Below are 16,189 nucleotides of genomic sequence, written 5' to 3' on the forward strand. Positions count from 1 at the left end.
CTAACACTCGTTACACACCAAATGGGCCGTAGCGCCGCAATTTGGTAGGGGGAGAAATATCAGAAAAGTCTCACATTACACTTAATGCGAAGCAACCACGGCCCTCTCAAAAGAACAGTGGTCACGAGAGTCACCGCGGATTTGAATGTTGTCGCCTGCGCCCGTTTGAACCGGCGATCAGTGTATCAACACACGGGCCTCTTTGGCACGCGTGGCGGGCTGAACGTCGTGGCCGTAGGTCTCAAACCCGTCACTCAGCAGCTCTGGAAAGAGCGCGTGTATCTCTGTTTGCACGGCCTGCTCCATAGACGACAGCCCCTGTGCTCTGGGCATGAAACTCTCGCTCGGGATACCCGCGCCATAGACAACCTCATGCTGATCAAACACCAGATGCAGATAGGTCACTCCGCCTCCGGGCACCTGCACAACCATGTCACCATCCATGAGGCTGTGTGCTGGCGCCAGAACGTCCTCATCGCCAAAGTTGATCTCGACACGCCAACCGGACACAAGCATGCGGTGCTGCGGAGACACAAACAAGGCTTGCTCATTGCCCATGGTTCCCGGCGCTATCCGCACTGGCGCAAGCAATCCGTAGGATTTTACGAGGCGATGGCCAACCCAACGCAGAGTCTGAAAGCCGTGATCCATGGTCAGGACCATATCCCCTGCCACAAGATCTTCGACGAGACGGTCGCCATCAGCGGTGGTGACCAAAGTGCCCGCTACAAACATGAGGCCGCCTCCCAGACTTGAGGAAAGCGTGCGCGCGTGCTGCGGCCAAGATTTTCGGGGCCGTTGCTACAATCGACATGAGCACAGTCGATAGTGTCGTATGGCCCGTGAAACCGGGCATAAAAAGTGGTTGGCATGGTCGTTTCAGAAACCATGTGACTCCGCACGAATGCGCAAGTCACAAAGGCCCAGTCCTTATCGCTACAGAGTGGATTGGGCCTTCTGACACCCGATTTTCAGATGCCAAGTTTTCAAGAAAGGGACTTAAATAAGCATTACGCCTGTTGCAGACGCCGCGCTTCTTTTCCGGCCATTTGTATCAAATCTTTCATGTAAGGTTTGTCCAAATCATCAGATCGGGTCGCCGCAAACAGTGCACGGGTGAGCCCGGTTTCCGTGAGCGGCCGGGTGACATAATCAGAGGAGTATTTCACCTCGCGCACCACCCAATCTGGCAAAACCGATACCCCCCGGTTTGAAGCCACCAGCAGAAGAATCACAGCCGTCAGTTCCGCTTGCCGTACTGCTGCGGGAACCACTTTGGCCGGAGTCAGCAACTGAGAAAACACATCCAGACGCGAGCGTTCCACCGGGTATGTGATCAGGGTTTCACCCCGGAAGTCTTCTGCCTCGACGAAGTCCTTTTGCGCCAAAGGATGCTGAGAAGACGCCACAAAAACGGGCGCGTAGTCAAACAGATGGCTGAACGACACCCCTTGCAGGTTTTCAGGGTCAGAGCTGACCACCAAATCCACCTCTTCTTTTTGGAGAGCAGGCATGGCGTCAAAGGCGAGACCGGGACGAATGTCCACGTCCACATCAGGCCAATTTTTGCGGAATTGTTCCAACACGGGGAAGAGCCACTCAAAACAGGCGTGGCATTCGATGGCGATATGCAGGCGCCCTGAGCTGCCATCGCGCAGACCATCAAACTCAGCTTCGAGTTTTTCGACCTCCGGCAACACTTGGTTGGCCAAGCGCAGCAGACGCAAACCAGCAGCAGAAAGTTTCATCGGTTTGGACCGACGCACAAACAACTCGATACCGGCCTGATCCTCCAAACCCTTGATTTGGTGCGACAAAGCCGACTGCGTAATGTTGAGCTGTTCCGCAGCACGCGCCAATCCACCAAATTCATGGATTGCGCGAACCGTGCGCAGGTGGCGGAATTCAATGTGCATCTTCATGTTCGGCTCATGACTTTCTTGAGTATTATGAATTTGCGTAAAGATGACACGTGTGAGACATGAGGACAACCGCAAGATACAGGATGCCGATTATGACCACGCCTCAAGTTTCGTTCGAATTCTTCCCGCCGCAGAATTTGGAAGCCTCTTTCCGGCTGTGGGACACGGTACAGACCTTGGCACCTCTGGAGCCACGGTTTGTGTCCGTCACTTATGGTGCGGGTGGCACAACGCGCGATTTGACGCGCGAGGCAGTGTCAACGTTGCACAAATCTTCAGGCCTCAATGTGGCGGCGCACTTGACCTGTGTGAACGCTTCGAAAGCTGAGACGCTCGAAATTGCAGATGGCTTTGCGGCGGCCGGTGTCACAGAATTGGTGGCACTACGTGGAGATCCGCCAAAAGGCAGCACGGGCTTTGAAGCACACCCAGAAGGCTTTGCCAATTCAGTCGAATTGATCGAGGCGCTGGCGGCCACTGGCAAATTTACGATCCGCGTCGGCGCGTATCCTGAGACCCATCCTGAGGCAGCAGACATGGCGGCAAATGTCGACTGGCTGAAACGCAAGATTGATGCAGGTGCCAGCGAGGCCATCACACAGTTCTTCTTTGAGAGTGAGACGTTTCTTCGGTTCCGCGACGCCTGTGTAAAAGCGGGCATCAACGCACCGATCCTGCCCGGCGTGCTGCCGATTGAGAACTGGAAAGGTGTGCGTAAATTTGCGGCCCGTTGTGGAACCTCTGTGCCGACATGGTTGATCGACGCGTTTGAGAAAGCGGAGCGTGATGGGCGCGAGGACTTGCTGGCCACCGCCGTGTGCACAGAGATGTGCTCTGAGCTGATAGACGAAGGTGTGGATGCATTGCACTTTTACACGCTGAACCGCCCGGAACTGACACGTGATGTATGTCACGCGCTGGGTGTGACCCCGTCTGTGCGTCTGGAAAACGTCGCGTAACGAGCCCCCTCCCCCCTTGAGAACCAGATCAGTTTACGGCCTTCTTGCCCCAGCGGCAGGAGGGCCTTTGCACATGCATCACTACGCGAAATCGGTCGAAGAGTTGGCGCCACGAGACGAGATTCTCTCCAAGAGCGGACTGGCGTTCATGCGCGACATTGTGGAGGGGCGTATCGCGGGGCCACCGATCGGCCAAACATTGGGATTTCGCCCCATTGAGGTCGACGAAGGTTTGGCGATCTTTGAGGGCACACCAGAGTTCTGCACAATGAACCCGATTGGGACGGTTCATGGCGGTTGGTACGGCACGATCCTGGACAGCTGTATGGCATGTGCGGTGCAGACCTCGTTGAAAGCGGGACAGATTTACACAACGTTGGAATATAAGATAAACATCCTGCGTCCCATCCCTGTGGGCATGACCGTTCACGCCATCGGCAAGGTGCAGCATGTTGGCCGTTCAACCGGTGTCTCCAATGGCGAAGTGCGCGGCGTGGACGACGGGAAACTCTATGCAACCGGCTCCACCACCTGTATCATCATGGCAAACCCAAAACGATAAGTCATGGCGAGCTTCTAACGCTCTGCTTCTGTCACATCAAATGGAGGCTCCCTGAGGATATTTCAGGCTCTGAAAGCCATCCACACCTTGCCGAGCCTTTCGCTGTGGCGCAGTTTGCGGAGACCAAAAGGGAGTACGTGATGCGGGCAGTGTTGCAGCGGGTGAGCGAGGCGCAGGTCAAGGTTGACGGTGCGCTGATTGGGCAGTGTGGGCCGGGGTTGCTGCTGTTGGTCTGCGCCATGCAGGGCGACACCGAAGCGCAGGTTGAAAAACTTGCCCAAAAGGTCGCCAAATGCCGAATTTTCCAAGACGAAAATGGCAAGATGAACCAATCCGTGGTGGACATTGGCGGCAGCGCCTTGGTGGTGAGCCAGTTTACGTTGGCGGCAGATACCCGCAGCGGCAATCGCCCGGGGTTTTCTGCAGCCGCAGCGCCAGAGGATGGCAAACGGCTGTATGAACTGTTTGCACATAAGCTTGCAGCGTTTGTCCCAGTGCAAACTGGGGAATTTGGCGCAGACATGAAAGTGGCGCTGATCAATGATGGACCGGTGACGATCTGGATGGAGGTCTAAGGCCCGCGCGTCAGCTCTTTTTGACAAACTTGGTCAGGATCACAATGCGCTGGCTCTCGACCCGTCCCTCAATGTGTTCAGGATTGTCCGCCACCAAAGAGATATTGCGCACCGATGTGCCGCGTTTGGCGGTGAAACCCGCACCTTTGACTGGCAAGTCTTTGATCAACACAACCGTGTCCCCTGCCGAAAGTTGCGCGCCATTGCTGTCTTTGTGTTCTGGCGGATTGCTGTCCTGCGCCTCGGGGCCAGACTCGGCCCAGGCCAAGACCTCTGGCTCAAGATAGGCAATGTCCAAAAGATCACGCGCCCAAGGTGCTTGCGGCAGTGCTTTGAGAAGGCGCCATGCCAAAACCTGAACCGCCGGGGTTTGGCTCCAAATGGCGTCATGCAGACACTGCCAGTGCGGTGTGTCCGATGGCCCCTGCGCCACGCCAGCCCCACATGACGCACAAAGCGCAACAGTGGTGTCTTCTGGGAAAACAGGGGTGGCCACAAGCGGGCCAGCAGCACCGCAAAGCGCGCAGGTGTCAGACATCAAAAGCTCCAGTTCCACAAAGAGGCGTCAGTCCGTCATCGCCAAGGTGGCGGTGATGGCCTTTTTCCAGCCTGCATACCGCGCTTCGCGCCAGTCGTCATCCTGTGCTGGCGTGAACTGACGCTCTTTCTCCCAAGTGGTCGCAAAGCCAGCCATGTCCGGATACGCCCCGATCTGCATCCCTGCCAGCCAGGCCGCGCCTTTGGCCGTGCTTTCGGCCACCATCGGGCGGTCCACCGGCGCACCCAAGACGTCTGAGAGAAACTGCATGGCCCAGTCTGAGCCGCTCATGCCACCGTCTACGCGCAGAACGGTGCCCCCTGAGAAGGCAAAATCCGCTTGCATGGCTTCCAAAAGATCACGGGTCTGAAACCCAACGCTTTCAAGTGCTGCACGGGAGAATTCCTTGGGCCCGGATCCCCGCGTGAGGCCAAAGACCGCGCCGCGTGCCTCCGGATTCCAATAAGGTGCGCCAAGCCCCACAAAGGCCGGCACCAAGATCAATTCCTGACCGGGGTCTGCGGCCTCTGCAAGCCCGGCCGTCTGGGCCGCATCGTCAATGATGCCAAGCCCGTCGCGCAGCCATTGCACCACCGCGCCAGCGATGAAGATTGCCCCCTCCAGCGCATACGTCGGCTTGCCATCCAGCTGATAGGCAATGGTGGTGAGCAGGCGGTTGTTGGAGGTCACAGGCGTATCGCCGGTGTTCAAGAGCGCAAAACATCCGGTGCCATAGGTGGATTTCAGCATGCCCGCCTGAAAACAGGCCTGCCCGATGGTTGCGGCCTGCTGATCGCCCGCCACGCCCCGAATTGGGATCGCCACACCAAAGATATCAGCATCGGTTTCGCCAAAATCGGCTGCACAATCTTTCACCTCTGGCAACATCGCCATCGGAATGCCAAGCAACGCACAGATGTCTGCACTCCATACGCCTTGATGAATGTCGTAGATTAAGGTGCGTGCGGCGTTGGTGGCGTCGGTGGCGTGAACCTTGCCACCTGTCAGCTTCCAGATCAGGTAACAGTCTACGGTGCCAAACAGCAAATCACCCGCTTCGGCAGCGGCCCGAACCCCCTCGACGTTGTCCAGAATCCATTTGATCTTGGTGCCCGAGAAGTAGGGATCCAGCAGCAGACCTGTTATGGCTTGCACTTTATCCGCATGGCCTGATGCTTTGAGCTCTTCGCAAATCGCGGCGGTGCGGCGGTCCTGCCACACAATCGCATTGTGTACAGGCTCCCCGGTGTGTTTGTTCCAAATCAGAGTGGTTTCGCGCTGGTTGGTGATGCCAATTGCATCGACGTCCTTGGCGCTGATCTTGGCGCGCGCCAAGGCCCCTGAGCACGTTTCCACAGTGGTGACCCAAAGATCCGCGGGATCGTGCTCAACCCAACCGGATTGTGGGAAGTGTTGTTCAAATTCCAACTGTGCGCTGGCGATGGGGCGAATGTCGCCATCAAACACAATGGCGCGGCTGGATGTGGTGCCTTGGTCAATGGCAAGAATATGGGTCACGGCGGCCTCCCTTAGCAGTCTTGGCAGGCACCCTACGCCGCCCGTTCTGTTACCGCAATCAGGAACATATCCTCTCGCTGCGAAATCTACTAATATTTTAGTAGTTCTGCCCATCAGGTTGGGGTTTCAGACACTTTATGCGCCGCAGCACATGGGCTGGGCGACCAAGGCTCAAGGCATCGCCTTGAGCCACGCCCAACACCAAGCAAGCCGCTTGCGGCGCGGCCTTGGTGGCGGGAGCCACCGCCTCAACTCTGCGTAACGTCGTGTCGGTAGATCCAGTCAAACTGGCCCATCATCTTTTTGGGCGCCACAGCGGAGGCCACACGCAGGCCCAGATGGGCGATCTTGCGAATGGGCGTGTTTGACAGGTGATATTTCCATGCATTCTTGCTGGCAGCCGCAACCACGCGCGCAGTGCGCATCTCACGGCGGGTTTGATACTGGCTGAGCCCGTCTTCGATCGTTGCCGCCTTTTGCAGCGCATCCCCAAGCACCCAGGCGTCTTCCATCGCCATCACGGCACCTTGCGCCATAAAGGGCAAAGTTGGATGGGCGGAATCTCCGAGCAACGCACAATTGCCTTTGTGCCAGACCGGCGCCACCGGATGGCGGAACAAGCCCCATTTGCGCACATCGGTCACCTCAGAAAGAAGCGCACGCGCGTCCCCGCCGAAATCCGCAAAGACGCGGCGCAACGTGTCCGGATCATCCGCGATCTGCCAGCCCTCTTCGCTCCAACCGACCTGCTCTTGTACAGCCACGATGTTCACCCGTTCGCCGCCGCGCAACGGGTAGCTGACCATGTGGCGGTGCGGGCCCATATGCACTTGTGCGACAGGCCCATGGCCAATTGTGTTTGGCACAGTGGTGCGCCAGGCGACTTGTCGGGTGAAAAATGGGGCAATCGTTCCGTTCAAGACCGGCCGCAACCGGGAATGCAACCCGTCCGCCCCCACCACCAGATCGGGTTTCATTTCTGCACCGTTTGACAGGATCACCTTGGGCCGCGCGCCTGGGACCACCGTATTCACCTTTTGCAAGAGCAGGACTTTGACGTCAGCGGCGCGCACAGCATCTGCCAAACAGGTGATCAAATCAGCACGGTGCACAAAGTAGTAAGGCGCCTCGCCGTCAAGCAATGACAAGTCCAAGTGTGACACCAATTGTCCCGCCGCGTAGTCGCGAAGCTCAACAGCGCGTGCACGCACAGCGCGAGCGCTCAGGGCGCCCTCAAGTCCAAGTGCGCGCAATACGGCGATCCCATTTGGGCTGACCTGAAGCCCAGCGCCCACCTCGGTGATGGCTTCGGCTTGCTCTAAGACACAGACCTTTGCGCCCAGACGCCGAAGCGCCAGCGCCGCAGTCAGCCCACCGATGCCTGCGCCAATCACGCAGACCGTCTTTCCAAATAATTCCATGGCGGCCATATCACCAAAAAAACGCCGGAGCGAAAGCCCCGGCGTTTTGTTTTTTAGCTTACGGACAAAAAAAGAGCCACGACGGGCTCCGTCGCAGCTTAATCGTCGCGGTGAACTTTCTCACGGCGTTCGTGACGTTCTTGCGCTTCAAGGCTCATTGTCGCAATCGGACGTGCATCCAAACGCTTGAGCGAGATGGGCTCTCCGGTCACTTCGCAGTAACCGTATTCGCCTTCGTCGATCCGGCGCAGGGCACTGTCAATTTTCAGAACCAGTTTGCGTTGGCGATCCCGTGTGCGCAATTCTAAGGCGCGGTCGGTTTCTTCGCTGGCGCGATCAGCCACATCAGGAATGTTGCGCGTGCTGTCTTGCAGACCTTCAATTGTATCACGGCTGCCTGCCAGAAGTTCTTCTTTCCAATGTAGCAGCTTACGACTGAAGTACTCAATTTGCCGGTCATTCATGAACGGCTCATCTTCTGCGGGACGATAATCGTCGGGCAGGAAAGTTTCGGCTTTCATTTCTGCTCCCTCACCGTGGTTCACGTCTTTCGTGGTATTCAATTCAGACATGTAACCCCCCTTCTATATCGCCAGCATTTACCGCCTAGCGACGGGAATGTCACTACCTCTTAGCGGCACATTGCGGACAAAATATGTTCACGTTAATGTGCCGGCCGAAACAGGCGAACGGGCGAGGAAATTTCATGCAGTTTTCGGGCACAAAAGATTATGTTGCCACCGACGACCTCACGGTTGCGGTAAATGCCGCTGTGGCGCTGGAGCGGCCTCTGTTGGTCAAAGGTGAGCCGGGCACTGGCAAGACAGAATTGGCGATGCAAGTTGCACAGGCTCTGGGCCTAAAAATGATTGAGTGGAACGTGAAATCCACAACCAAAGCGCAACAAGGCCTCTATGAGTACGATGCTGTTTCTCGCTTGCGTGACAGTCAGTTGGGTGATGAACGTGTTCACGATATTGGCAATTACATCAAACGCGGCAAACTTTGGGATGCGTTTGTGAGCGACGAGAAAGTCGTGCTGTTGATCGACGAAATCGACAAAGCAGACATCGAATTTCCCAACGATCTGCTGCAAGAGCTCGATAAGATGGAGTTCCATGTCTATGAGACGGGCCAAACCATCAAAGCCAAGCATCGCCCGATCATCATCATCACCTCCAACAATGAGAAAGAACTGCCCGACGCGTTCCTGCGTCGCTGCTTTTTTCACTACATCCGGTTCCCGGATATGCAGACGCTGAAGAAAATTGTCGAAGTGCACCATCCGGGCATCAAAGAATCGCTTTTGACCACTGCTTTGACCCAATTCTTTGAGATTCGCGACACGGCTGGTCTGAAGAAAAAGCCGTCTACCTCTGAAGTCATCGACTGGCTCAAACTGCTCTTAGCCGAAGACCTGTCCCCAGAAGACCTCAAACGCGACGGGGCAAATGCTTTGCCTAAGCTGCACGGAGCACTCTTAAAGAACGAGCAGGATGTACACCTCTTTGAACGCCTCGCCTTTATGGCGCGATCCGGGCGTTGAGGCTCACAACCCCGTGCATGGCCCTGAATTCTGTCGACGGGCACCGCATTCTTGCCCAAGTCTGAAGGCACCTTAAAGCTTCCAACCAACCCGGCACGTCCGGGCGCATAGAAAAGGTGCCGCCATGAGCACGTCCAGACCCCTCATTCGCCCGCTTGTGGCATCCGACCATGCAGCGTGGCATCAGCTTTGGACCGCCTATTTGGAATTCTACGAGACCACGTTGCCTGAAAAGGTCTATGAAAGCACGTTTGCGCGGCTACTGGGAGACGATCCGCAGGATTTCTCGTGTTTGGTTGCTGAACACAATGGCACGCTGATTGGTTTGACACATTTCCTGTTTCACCGTCACGCGTGGAAACTGGAAAACGTGTGCTATCTGCAAGACCTCTACGCCAACCCAGAAGTGCGTGGCACCGGTGTCGGCCGCCAGCTGATTGAGGCGGTTTATGACGCTGCAGATGCAAAAGGCGCACCAAACGTGTATTGGATGACACAGGACTCTAATGCGCACGCACGCAAACTGTATGACCGCGTGGGCAAACTAACCCCGTTTCTTAAGTACCAAAGGCCTTGATGCTTCGTTTTCTGTTACCCCTTGTCCTTGTTGTTGGCGCCTGCGCCCCTGTGCGTGACGGCAACAGCACCAGCCGCGCGGCGATTGCGGATACCACCTTACCCCCGGTCAAAGCATTCTCCACCCCGAGACCCTTGCCCCCTGCCCGATCAAATCGCGATATCGCACGCGACTTTCTGGATTTGACCTTTGAGTTGGAAAGCGGCAGGCCGCTGGAACGGCTGACACGATTTGAGGGGCCGATCACGGTCCGCGTCACGGGCGACCCCTCTGCCGGTACCATCAGCGATCTTAAGGCGCTTTTGGTGCGGTTGCGAAACGAGGCAGGCATCAACATCACGCTCACCAATGACAGCGCGGCCAATGTGACCATTCAGGCCGTGTCACGCCGCGATATCCGCCGAGCACTGCCACAAGCGGCCTGTTTTGTGGTGCCCAATATCAGCGCCATCACTCAATATCGTGCCGCGCGGCGCAACGGTCAGGCCAATTGGGCGCTTTTGCAGCGGCGCGAAAAGATCGCGATCTTTTTACCCAATGACGCCAGTCCGCAAGAAACCCGCGATTGTTTGCATGAAGAGCTGGCACAAGCGCTCGGCCCACTCAACGACCTCTACCGTCTGCCTGACAGCGTGTTTAACGATGACAACATCCACGCGGTGCTGACCGGATTTGACATGACCATTCTGCGTGCGTTCTACGACCCCGCACTGGCCAATGGGATGAACCGTGCACAAGTCGCCGCCCGCTTGCCGGAGGTGCTGGCCCGTATCAACCCGCGCGGCGAGCGCTTGTCATCCAACCCACTGCCTGCAACCCCACGTGTGTGGATTGCATCAGTACAAGCAGCCCTTGGCCCAGGAACGTCCCCTGAGGGTCGGCGCAGCGCTGCACGCCAAGCGCTTGCCATTGCGCAATCAGAAGGCTGGCAAGATCATCGTTTGGGATTTTCCCACTATGCGTTGGGTCGGCTTCTTCAGTCCCAAGACATCGCAGAGGCTCTGCACCATTTCAAATCCGCGGATCGTGCCTATCGCTCGGCGGCTCAATTCGGCCCGCACCGTGCCTTTGTCAGCACGCAGTTGTCCGCATACGCAATCAGCGCAGGCCAAAGCCGCGAAGCTCTGAATTTGATCGGCCCGCAACTTGGTCCAGCGGCGCAATTTGAAAACGCCGCTCTGCTGTCCACACTTATGCTTTTGCAATCTGAGGCGCTGGACATGGAAGGCAAGTTTGACGAGGCCGGCCAACTGCGGCTGGACAGTCTCGGCTGGGCAAGATACGGATTTGGTCCGGACTGGGCCGTGCGCGCAAAACTGCGCGAAATCTCGGCGCTCAGCCCGATCAAAGGGAGATCGTAGCACACAATGTTCGTGATTTTTGGCGCCCTCTTTGGCGCAGTTTTGGGCGGCGGCTTGGCCAAGAAACGTGGCGGCAAACGCGCCGATATCCTGCAATATGGCGCTGTGTTTGCGATGATTTTTGCTATGGTGGGTTTATTCGCCACCCTGATCCTCCACCGCATAGCCGTGTAAACCCCCATGTTCCTGCCCTTCTTTGAAAACCTGCGCGCCGCCAAAGTTCCGGTGTCGTTGCGAGAGTTCTTGGGATTTCTGGAAGGGCTGAAAGCTGGGCTTGCGACCTATGATGTGGAGAGTTTCTACTATCTGGCGCGCACCGTCATGGTCAAAGATGAGCGCAACATCGACAAGTTTGACCGCGCATTTGCCACCACATTTGACGGGCTTGGCGAGATTACCGCACAGGATGTGCTGGAGGCTGTGGACATTCCCGAAGAATGGCTGCGCAAGATGGCGGAAAAACATCTGAGTGCGGAGGAACGCGCCGAGATTGAAGCCCTGGGTGGCTTTGAGAAGCTCATGGAGACGCTTCAGGAGCGGTTGAAGGAACAGGAAGGGCGGCATCAGGGCGGCAACAAATGGATTGGGACCGCTGGCACAAGCCCGTTTGGCGCCTATGGCTACAACCCAGAAGGTGTGCGCATCGGCCAGAAAGAAAGCCGTCACCAGCGCGCCACCAAAGTCTGGGACAAACGCGAATTCCGCAATTTTGACGACTCTGTTGAGTTGGGCACCCGCAACATCAAAGTGGCGCTCAAACGTCTGCGCCGCTGGGCGCGCGAAGGGGCTGCGGATGAGCTTGACCTCAATGGCACCATCAAAGCCACAGCAGAACACGGCTATCTCGATGTCAAAACCCGCCCCGAGCGGCACAACGCCGTAAAGGTACTGCTGTTTTTGGACGTTGGCGGCTCGATGGATCCGCACATCAAAGTGGTCGAGGAGCTGTTTTCCGCCGCCCGCGCAGAATTCAAACACCTTGAATACTACTACTTCCACAACTGCCTGTACGAAGGGGTGTGGCGCAACAACCAGCGTCGCTGGAATGATCAGACCTCCACCCATGAGGTGCTGCGCACCTATGGCCCGGATTACAAATGTATCTTTGTGGGTGACGCATCCATGTCACCTTACGAGATCGCCTATGCCGGTGGGGCCAATGAGCATTGGAACCAAGAGCCCGGTCAGGTGTGGCTAGAACGCGCCCGTGACCAGTGGAGCTCAAACCTTTGGATCAACCCGCTGCCACAACAACATTGGCAATACACCCATTCCATCGGCATGATCCGCGAGATCTTTGAGGACCGTATGGTGCCAATGACCCTGCAAGGCCTGGAACGCGGTATGCGCGAGCTGACCCGTTAAGGCGCAGTCCCCCGGCCTCACACTACTTTCTTGCAAAACCCAACAATGACACGTCTTGTGGTGCAACAGCATCATGAGGTCACCATGCCCCGCCACTTTTCGCCCGACGAATACCAAACGCGCGTCGAACGCGCGCGCGCTGCTTTGTCCCGCAATGGACTGGACGCGATGCTGCTGTTTGCACCGGAAAATCACTATTGGCTGACCGGGTATGACACCTTTGGATTTGCGATGTTTCAATGCATGGTTCTCACACAGACAGGTGACATTCATCTGCTGACCCGGCGGGCGGATCGGCTTCAGGCCAAACTGACCAGCACATTGGGCAACCGCAATATTCACATCTGGTCAGAGGTCGAAGGTGCAGACCCGATCGCAGATCTCAGCCACCTGCTGGCTGATCTGGAGCTGACCGGGGGCAAAATTGGATTTGAATCTAAGACCGCCGGGCTCACCGATTTCTGGGGCCATCGCCTGCGTCAGGTGTTTCCAACGGCACCGGATTTCAGCGACCTGATTTCCGATCTGAGGCGCGACAAATCAGAGGCTGAAATTGCCATGCACCGCCGCGCGGCTGCGTTGTCAGATGATGCGCTGGATGCCGCGCTGGCCGCCACCAAGGCGGGCGCCTTTGAGGGGCACATTTTGGCAGACATGCAAAGCGCAGTGCTCAAAGGCGGCGGCGACTATGCGGGCAATGAGTTTATCCTTGGTTCCGGCGAGGCCGCGCTTTTGTGTCGCTCCGCCTCTGGTCGGCGGCATCTCACCGCGCAAGACCAAATGACAATTGAATGGTCTGGCGTCTATGCTCGCTACCATGCCGCAATGATGCAGACACTGATCGTCGGCAACGCCAGCGCCAATCATCGCCGTATGTATGAAGCCGCCTCTGAAGCGCTCTCTGCATGTGAAGCCAGCATTCACCCCGGCGCGCCAATGGGCGATGTGTTTGATGCCCATGCTCGGGTGTTTGATGCCCATGGTTTTTCCAATGCCCGTCTTCAAGCCTGTGGATATGGCATGGGGGCTGTCTTCGCGCCGATCTGGGTGGATTTCCCCATGTTTTATGAAGGGAACCCTCAGATCATGCGTGCCAACCAAGTCTTCTTTTTGCATATGATCCTGATGGACGCTGACAGCGGTGATGCCATGTGTCTCGGACACTCTGTGCTTTGCACCAACACCGGCACAGAGCGACTATCCCGCCACGCCCCACAGCTCTTTGAACTCTGACCCCTTGCTCGTAGCCACACAGGTTTCCATATACCACATATGATCAAGTTTATGCCCATTCTGCTGGCCCTTGTGATGGGGATCCTGTCGTTCAAGTTCTCAGCTTGGCGCACCACCAAAGAGCTGGCTGCCAAATCAACTGAACTTGCGGACCCCAAACTCAATCCGTTGATAAAAGACATGGCCAAGGCCCTCGATCTGCCGCGCATTCGCGTGCACATCTATGAGATTGAGCCGGTCAATGGATTGGCAGCACCGGATGGCAAGATCTACCTGACCCGTGGGTTTTATGACCGATATCGCCAGGGCGACGTGAGCGCCGAAGAGATGGCAAGTGTGATCGCGCATGAGCTTGGCCATGTGGCTTTGGGTCATTCGCGCCGCCGTATGATTGATTTTTCGGGTCAGAACGCGCTGCGAACGGCATTGGCTATGGTGCTTAATCGCTTTCTGCCGGGTCTTGGTGCGGTGATCTCTGGCGCGGCGCTGTCCCTGCTTATGGCCCGGCTCTCCCGCGCAGACGAGTTTGAAGCCGATGCCTATGCCTCTGCGCTTCTGGTGAAGTCCGGCATCGGCACAGGCGCGCAGAAGTCGATGTTTGAAAAGCTCTCACATCTCACTGGTGCCCGCGGCGCAAGCACGCCAGCTTGGCTGCTCAGTCACCCAAAGACTGAAGAGCGCATCGGTGCCATCGAAAAGTTGGAGCGCGACTGGGGCATTGCTCACAGCTGAATCTGGCCTGCCTTCATTTTGGAAAGAAGTCTGAGCAAAAATCGGCCCACGGCGATATGTAACTATAGCAATGCGCCCGGTGAAAAGCGCGTTTGAAAGCGTGGATGGAACGCAACGGCGGACTATCCTCGCACCTATGGCGCGGCGCATGCCTTCATACCACTGCGTTTTTGCCTAAGATTTGCGCATGAGTGGGTTCTGAGCGCCGCCGAACAAACCTCTTGCGGACAACGCGACTCTCCCTATAGGTGTATTTTACATCTTTAGGACATGTGATGATATCAAATGATTCGGTGACATCGGTTCCGTTTTGGTATGTTGTCGCGAAATTCCCGCCTCGCACACCGTCTGAGACCAGACTCTTCAGAACCAACAAAATGCCGGATGTGCGGCACAAGGCAAACAGTGCAACAGAAATGGCGGCACCTCTGACGCACCGGTCTGACTGAGACTTGAGACTCCGCTATTTTTTTCATTTATTTTCAATATTTTAGCTTGGTTTAGATAGGGCCGCCCTCTTGTCATGGCCACGTCGTGACATTCGGAAAACCAAGGTCATGATGCCAAATTTGGGCCATCCAAGAGTTGGCCAAGCTTCACGATTTCAGGCAGCGACGCAAGCCTCAAAAGCCACCATTCAGACCCTTTTAACAGCTTTACCGCACGCTCTTTCAGCATGATTAAAACCTCTTACGGAGCTGTCAAAATGTCATTCAACCTTAAGGTGCTATCAGCTGCTGCGCTGTTGGCCATTCCTTCCTTCGCCACCGCTGAGCAAGGTGTCACGCCTAACAGCGTAACCTTTGCACAGGTCGCAGCCTTCGAAGGGCCAGCTGCCGCCCTCGGAACCGGGATGCGCTTGGGCATCAACGCCGCATTTGAAGAGGCCAATGCCGCAGGCGGCGTTCATGGTCGGATGTTGAAGTTGGACACAATGGATGATGGCTATGAGCCTGATCGTTCTGCGTCCTTGGTCAAAGGCGTCGTTGAAGGCAACGCTCATATCGGTCTGATTGGCGCAGTTGGCACACCAACCTCTTCGGCGACACAACCAATCGCAACAGAATCAAACGTTCCGTTCATTGGCCCCTTCACGGGTGCAGGCTTCCTCCGCGATGCGAGCCACGGCAACATCTTCAACGTACGTGCAACTTATGCCGCAGAAACCGAAGCTTGGATCAAGCATCTGGTGGATGAGCAAGGCATGAAGTCCATTGCATTGCTGTACCAAGACGATGGTTTCGGCCGTGTTGGCTTGAAAGGTGTGACTGCTGCACTTGAAAAGCGTGGCATGACTCTTGCCGCCGAGGGCACCTATACGCGCAACACAGTTGCTGTGAAAAAAGCGCTGCTGTCTATCCGCAAAGCAAAGCCTGACGCGGTGGTGATGGTGGGCGCATACAAACCCGTCGCAGAGTTCATCAAACTCTCCCGCAAGATGAAAATGGATGCCACTTTCGTCAACATCTCCTTTGTGGGATCTGACGCGCTGTCCAACGAACTCGGCGATGCAGGTGAAGGTGTGATCATCAGCCAGGTTGTGCCGTTCCCTTGGGATATGTCCATCCCTGTTGTGGCTCAATACACCGACGCACTGAAAGCTGTGGATGCGGAAGCCAAACCCGGCTTTGTATCGCTTGAAGGCTACATGGTGGGCCGTCTGGCAATTGAAGGTCTTGAAGCCGCAGGTGCAGACCTGACCCGTGAGAGCTTTCTCGCAGCTTTGAATGGTCTGACCGCAGTGGATCTTGGCGGTGTAACCATGACCTATGGTGCAGGCGACAACCAAGGCATGGACGATGTGTTCCTGACCCGCATCAACGCAGACGGTGGTTTTGATCCAATCGTCGCAGGCGGCAACTCCTAAGCTACCTTTTGGG

The 16,189-nt window shown here is 56.4% G+C and carries 18 protein-coding genes; 11 read left to right on the forward strand and 7 right to left on the reverse strand.

Going from position 1 to position 16,189, the window contains the following annotated elements; genetic code table 11:
• Nucleotides 1-177: 177 nt before the first annotated feature.
• Entirely contained in the window at nucleotides 178-735 is a 558-nt protein-coding gene (locus ABWV47_RS17560; protein ID WP_353314245.1) for a Hint domain-containing protein, read from the reverse strand.
• A gap of 275 nt (nucleotides 736-1,010) precedes the next feature.
• Complete coding sequence (locus ABWV47_RS17565; RefSeq protein ID WP_353315217.1) at nucleotides 1,011-1,916, reverse strand: LysR family transcriptional regulator; 906 nt, start codon at nucleotides 1,914-1,916, stop codon at nucleotides 1,011-1,013.
• Between the two features lie 98 nt (nucleotides 1,917-2,014).
• On the opposite strand from ABWV47_RS17565, the gene metF reads away from it, so the two are divergent.
• The 3 genes from metF to dtd all read left to right on the forward strand — a co-directional run bounded on the left by metF (nucleotide 2,015) and on the right by dtd (nucleotide 4,018).
• Nucleotides 2,015-2,881 carry a methylenetetrahydrofolate reductase [NAD(P)H] gene (gene metF, locus ABWV47_RS17570; protein ID WP_353314247.1) on the forward strand — a complete coding sequence of 289 codons (867 nt, stop codon included), beginning with the start codon at nucleotides 2,015-2,017 and terminating at the stop codon, nucleotides 2,879-2,881.
• Between the two features lie 73 nt (nucleotides 2,882-2,954).
• Nucleotides 2,955-3,443, forward strand: a complete 489-nt coding sequence (locus ABWV47_RS17575; protein WP_353314249.1) for a PaaI family thioesterase — start codon at nucleotides 2,955-2,957, stop codon at nucleotides 3,441-3,443.
• 140 nt (nucleotides 3,444-3,583) lie between these two features.
• Nucleotides 3,584-4,018: a D-aminoacyl-tRNA deacylase gene (gene dtd, locus ABWV47_RS17580; RefSeq protein ID WP_353314251.1), complete on the forward strand. Its 435-nt coding sequence runs from the start codon at nucleotides 3,584-3,586 to the stop codon at nucleotides 4,016-4,018.
• Nucleotides 4,019-4,028: 10 nt separating this feature from the next.
• Here dtd and ABWV47_RS17585 read toward each other — a convergent pair whose 3' ends face one another.
• From ABWV47_RS17585 to dksA, 4 genes are all read right to left on the reverse strand, one after another.
• Nucleotides 4,029-4,556, reverse strand: a complete 528-nt coding sequence (locus ABWV47_RS17585) for an alkylphosphonate utilization protein (RefSeq protein ID WP_353314253.1) — start codon at nucleotides 4,554-4,556, stop codon at nucleotides 4,029-4,031.
• Between the two features lie 27 nt (nucleotides 4,557-4,583).
• Nucleotides 4,584-6,074 carry a glycerol kinase GlpK gene (glpK, locus tag ABWV47_RS17590; RefSeq protein ID WP_353314255.1) on the reverse strand — a complete coding sequence of 497 codons (1,491 nt, stop codon included), beginning with the start codon at nucleotides 6,072-6,074 and terminating at the stop codon, nucleotides 4,584-4,586.
• A 248-nt stretch (nucleotides 6,075-6,322) separates the two neighbouring features.
• Nucleotides 6,323-7,495 (reverse strand): FAD-dependent monooxygenase, encoded by a 1,173-nt coding sequence (locus ABWV47_RS17595; RefSeq protein ID WP_353314257.1) that lies wholly within the window; start codon nucleotides 7,493-7,495, stop codon nucleotides 6,323-6,325.
• A 98-nt stretch (nucleotides 7,496-7,593) separates the two neighbouring features.
• Nucleotides 7,594-8,067, reverse strand: coding sequence for an RNA polymerase-binding protein DksA (gene dksA / locus ABWV47_RS17600; RefSeq protein ID WP_353314259.1), 474 nt, complete (start codon nucleotides 8,065-8,067; stop codon nucleotides 7,594-7,596).
• A 134-nt stretch (nucleotides 8,068-8,201) separates the two neighbouring features.
• Between dksA and ABWV47_RS17605 the strand changes: the two genes are divergently transcribed.
• The 7 genes from ABWV47_RS17605 (at nucleotide 8,202) to ABWV47_RS17635 (ending at nucleotide 14,309) form a co-directional block, all read left to right on the forward strand.
• On the forward strand, nucleotides 8,202-9,041 hold the full coding sequence (locus ABWV47_RS17605) for an AAA family ATPase (protein WP_353314261.1): 840 nt from the start codon (nucleotides 8,202-8,204) through the stop codon (nucleotides 9,039-9,041).
• 124 nt (nucleotides 9,042-9,165) lie between these two features.
• Complete coding sequence (locus ABWV47_RS17610) at nucleotides 9,166-9,618, forward strand: GNAT family N-acetyltransferase (protein WP_353314263.1); 453 nt, start codon at nucleotides 9,166-9,168, stop codon at nucleotides 9,616-9,618.
• Nucleotides 9,618-10,979: a DUF2927 domain-containing protein gene (locus ABWV47_RS17615; RefSeq protein ID WP_353314265.1), complete on the forward strand. Its 1,362-nt coding sequence runs from the start codon at nucleotides 9,618-9,620 to the stop codon at nucleotides 10,977-10,979. The genes ABWV47_RS17610 and ABWV47_RS17615 overlap by 1 nt, the downstream gene beginning before the upstream one ends.
• A 6-nt stretch (nucleotides 10,980-10,985) precedes the next feature.
• Nucleotides 10,986-11,153 carry a hypothetical protein gene (locus ABWV47_RS17620; protein ID WP_353314267.1) on the forward strand — a complete coding sequence of 56 codons (168 nt, stop codon included), beginning with the start codon at nucleotides 10,986-10,988 and terminating at the stop codon, nucleotides 11,151-11,153.
• 6 nt (nucleotides 11,154-11,159) lie between these two features.
• Nucleotides 11,160-12,344, forward strand: coding sequence for a vWA domain-containing protein (locus ABWV47_RS17625; protein WP_353314269.1), 1,185 nt, complete (start codon nucleotides 11,160-11,162; stop codon nucleotides 12,342-12,344).
• A gap of 45 nt (nucleotides 12,345-12,389) precedes the next feature.
• Nucleotides 12,390-13,577 (forward strand): M24 family metallopeptidase, encoded by a 1,188-nt coding sequence (locus ABWV47_RS17630; RefSeq protein ID WP_353314271.1) that lies wholly within the window; start codon nucleotides 12,390-12,392, stop codon nucleotides 13,575-13,577.
• Nucleotides 13,578-13,616: 39 nt separating this feature from the next.
• Entirely contained in the window at nucleotides 13,617-14,309 is a 693-nt protein-coding gene (locus tag ABWV47_RS17635; protein WP_353314273.1) for a M48 family metallopeptidase, read from the forward strand.
• Between the two features lie 555 nt (nucleotides 14,310-14,864).
• Here ABWV47_RS17635 and ABWV47_RS17640 read toward each other — a convergent pair.
• Nucleotides 14,865-14,987, reverse strand: coding sequence for a hypothetical protein (locus ABWV47_RS17640; protein ID WP_353314275.1), 123 nt, complete (start codon nucleotides 14,985-14,987; stop codon nucleotides 14,865-14,867).
• 28 nt (nucleotides 14,988-15,015) lie between these two features.
• On the opposite strand from ABWV47_RS17640, the gene ABWV47_RS17645 reads away from it, so the two are divergent.
• A complete protein-coding gene (locus ABWV47_RS17645) occupies nucleotides 15,016-16,176 on the forward strand; it encodes an ABC transporter substrate-binding protein (protein ID WP_353314277.1) in 1,161 nt (386 codons plus the stop codon).
• Nucleotides 16,177-16,189 lie beyond the last annotated feature (13 nt).

Origin of the sequence: Shimia sp. NS0008-38b, from assembly GCF_040370365.1 — a bacterium.
Classification (GTDB): domain Bacteria; phylum Pseudomonadota; class Alphaproteobacteria; order Rhodobacterales; family Rhodobacteraceae; genus Shimia.

What these genes read in the sequence shown, in the direction of transcription:
- metF (WP_353314247.1), top strand. Translation starts at nt 2,015, where the DNA reads ATGACCACGCCTCAAGTTTCGTTCGAATTCTTCCCGCCGCAGAATTTG.
- ABWV47_RS17585 (WP_353314253.1), bottom strand. Translation starts at nt 4,556, where the DNA reads ATGTCTGACACCTGCGCGCTTTGCGGTGCTGCTGGCCCGCTTGTGGCC.
- ABWV47_RS17645 (WP_353314277.1), top strand. Translation starts at nt 15,016, where the DNA reads ATGTCATTCAACCTTAAGGTGCTATCAGCTGCTGCGCTGTTGGCCATT.
- ABWV47_RS17605 (WP_353314261.1), top strand. Translation starts at nt 8,202, where the DNA reads ATGCAGTTTTCGGGCACAAAAGATTATGTTGCCACCGACGACCTCACG.
- ABWV47_RS17630 (WP_353314271.1), top strand. Translation starts at nt 12,390, where the DNA reads ATGACACGTCTTGTGGTGCAACAGCATCATGAGGTCACCATGCCCCGC.
- ABWV47_RS17595 (WP_353314257.1), bottom strand. Translation starts at nt 7,495, where the DNA reads ATGGAATTATTTGGAAAGACGGTCTGCGTGATTGGCGCAGGCATCGGT.
- ABWV47_RS17560 (WP_353314245.1), bottom strand. Translation starts at nt 735, where the DNA reads ATGTTTGTAGCGGGCACTTTGGTCACCACCGCTGATGGCGACCGTCTC.
- dksA (WP_353314259.1), bottom strand. Translation starts at nt 8,067, where the DNA reads ATGTCTGAATTGAATACCACGAAAGACGTGAACCACGGTGAGGGAGCA.
- ABWV47_RS17635 (WP_353314273.1), top strand. Translation starts at nt 13,617, where the DNA reads ATGATCAAGTTTATGCCCATTCTGCTGGCCCTTGTGATGGGGATCCTG.
- ABWV47_RS17640 (WP_353314275.1), bottom strand. Translation starts at nt 14,987, where the DNA reads ATGCTGAAAGAGCGTGCGGTAAAGCTGTTAAAAGGGTCTGAATGGTGG.
- ABWV47_RS17620 (WP_353314267.1), top strand. Translation starts at nt 10,986, where the DNA reads ATGTTCGTGATTTTTGGCGCCCTCTTTGGCGCAGTTTTGGGCGGCGGC.
- ABWV47_RS17575 (WP_353314249.1), top strand. Translation starts at nt 2,955, where the DNA reads ATGCATCACTACGCGAAATCGGTCGAAGAGTTGGCGCCACGAGACGAG.
- ABWV47_RS17625 (WP_353314269.1), top strand. Translation starts at nt 11,160, where the DNA reads ATGTTCCTGCCCTTCTTTGAAAACCTGCGCGCCGCCAAAGTTCCGGTG.
- ABWV47_RS17610 (WP_353314263.1), top strand. Translation starts at nt 9,166, where the DNA reads ATGAGCACGTCCAGACCCCTCATTCGCCCGCTTGTGGCATCCGACCAT.
- ABWV47_RS17565 (WP_353315217.1), bottom strand. Translation starts at nt 1,916, where the DNA reads ATGCACATTGAATTCCGCCACCTGCGCACGGTTCGCGCAATCCATGAA.
- dtd (WP_353314251.1), top strand. Translation starts at nt 3,584, where the DNA reads ATGCGGGCAGTGTTGCAGCGGGTGAGCGAGGCGCAGGTCAAGGTTGAC.
- ABWV47_RS17615 (WP_353314265.1), top strand. Translation starts at nt 9,618, where the DNA reads ATGCTTCGTTTTCTGTTACCCCTTGTCCTTGTTGTTGGCGCCTGCGCC.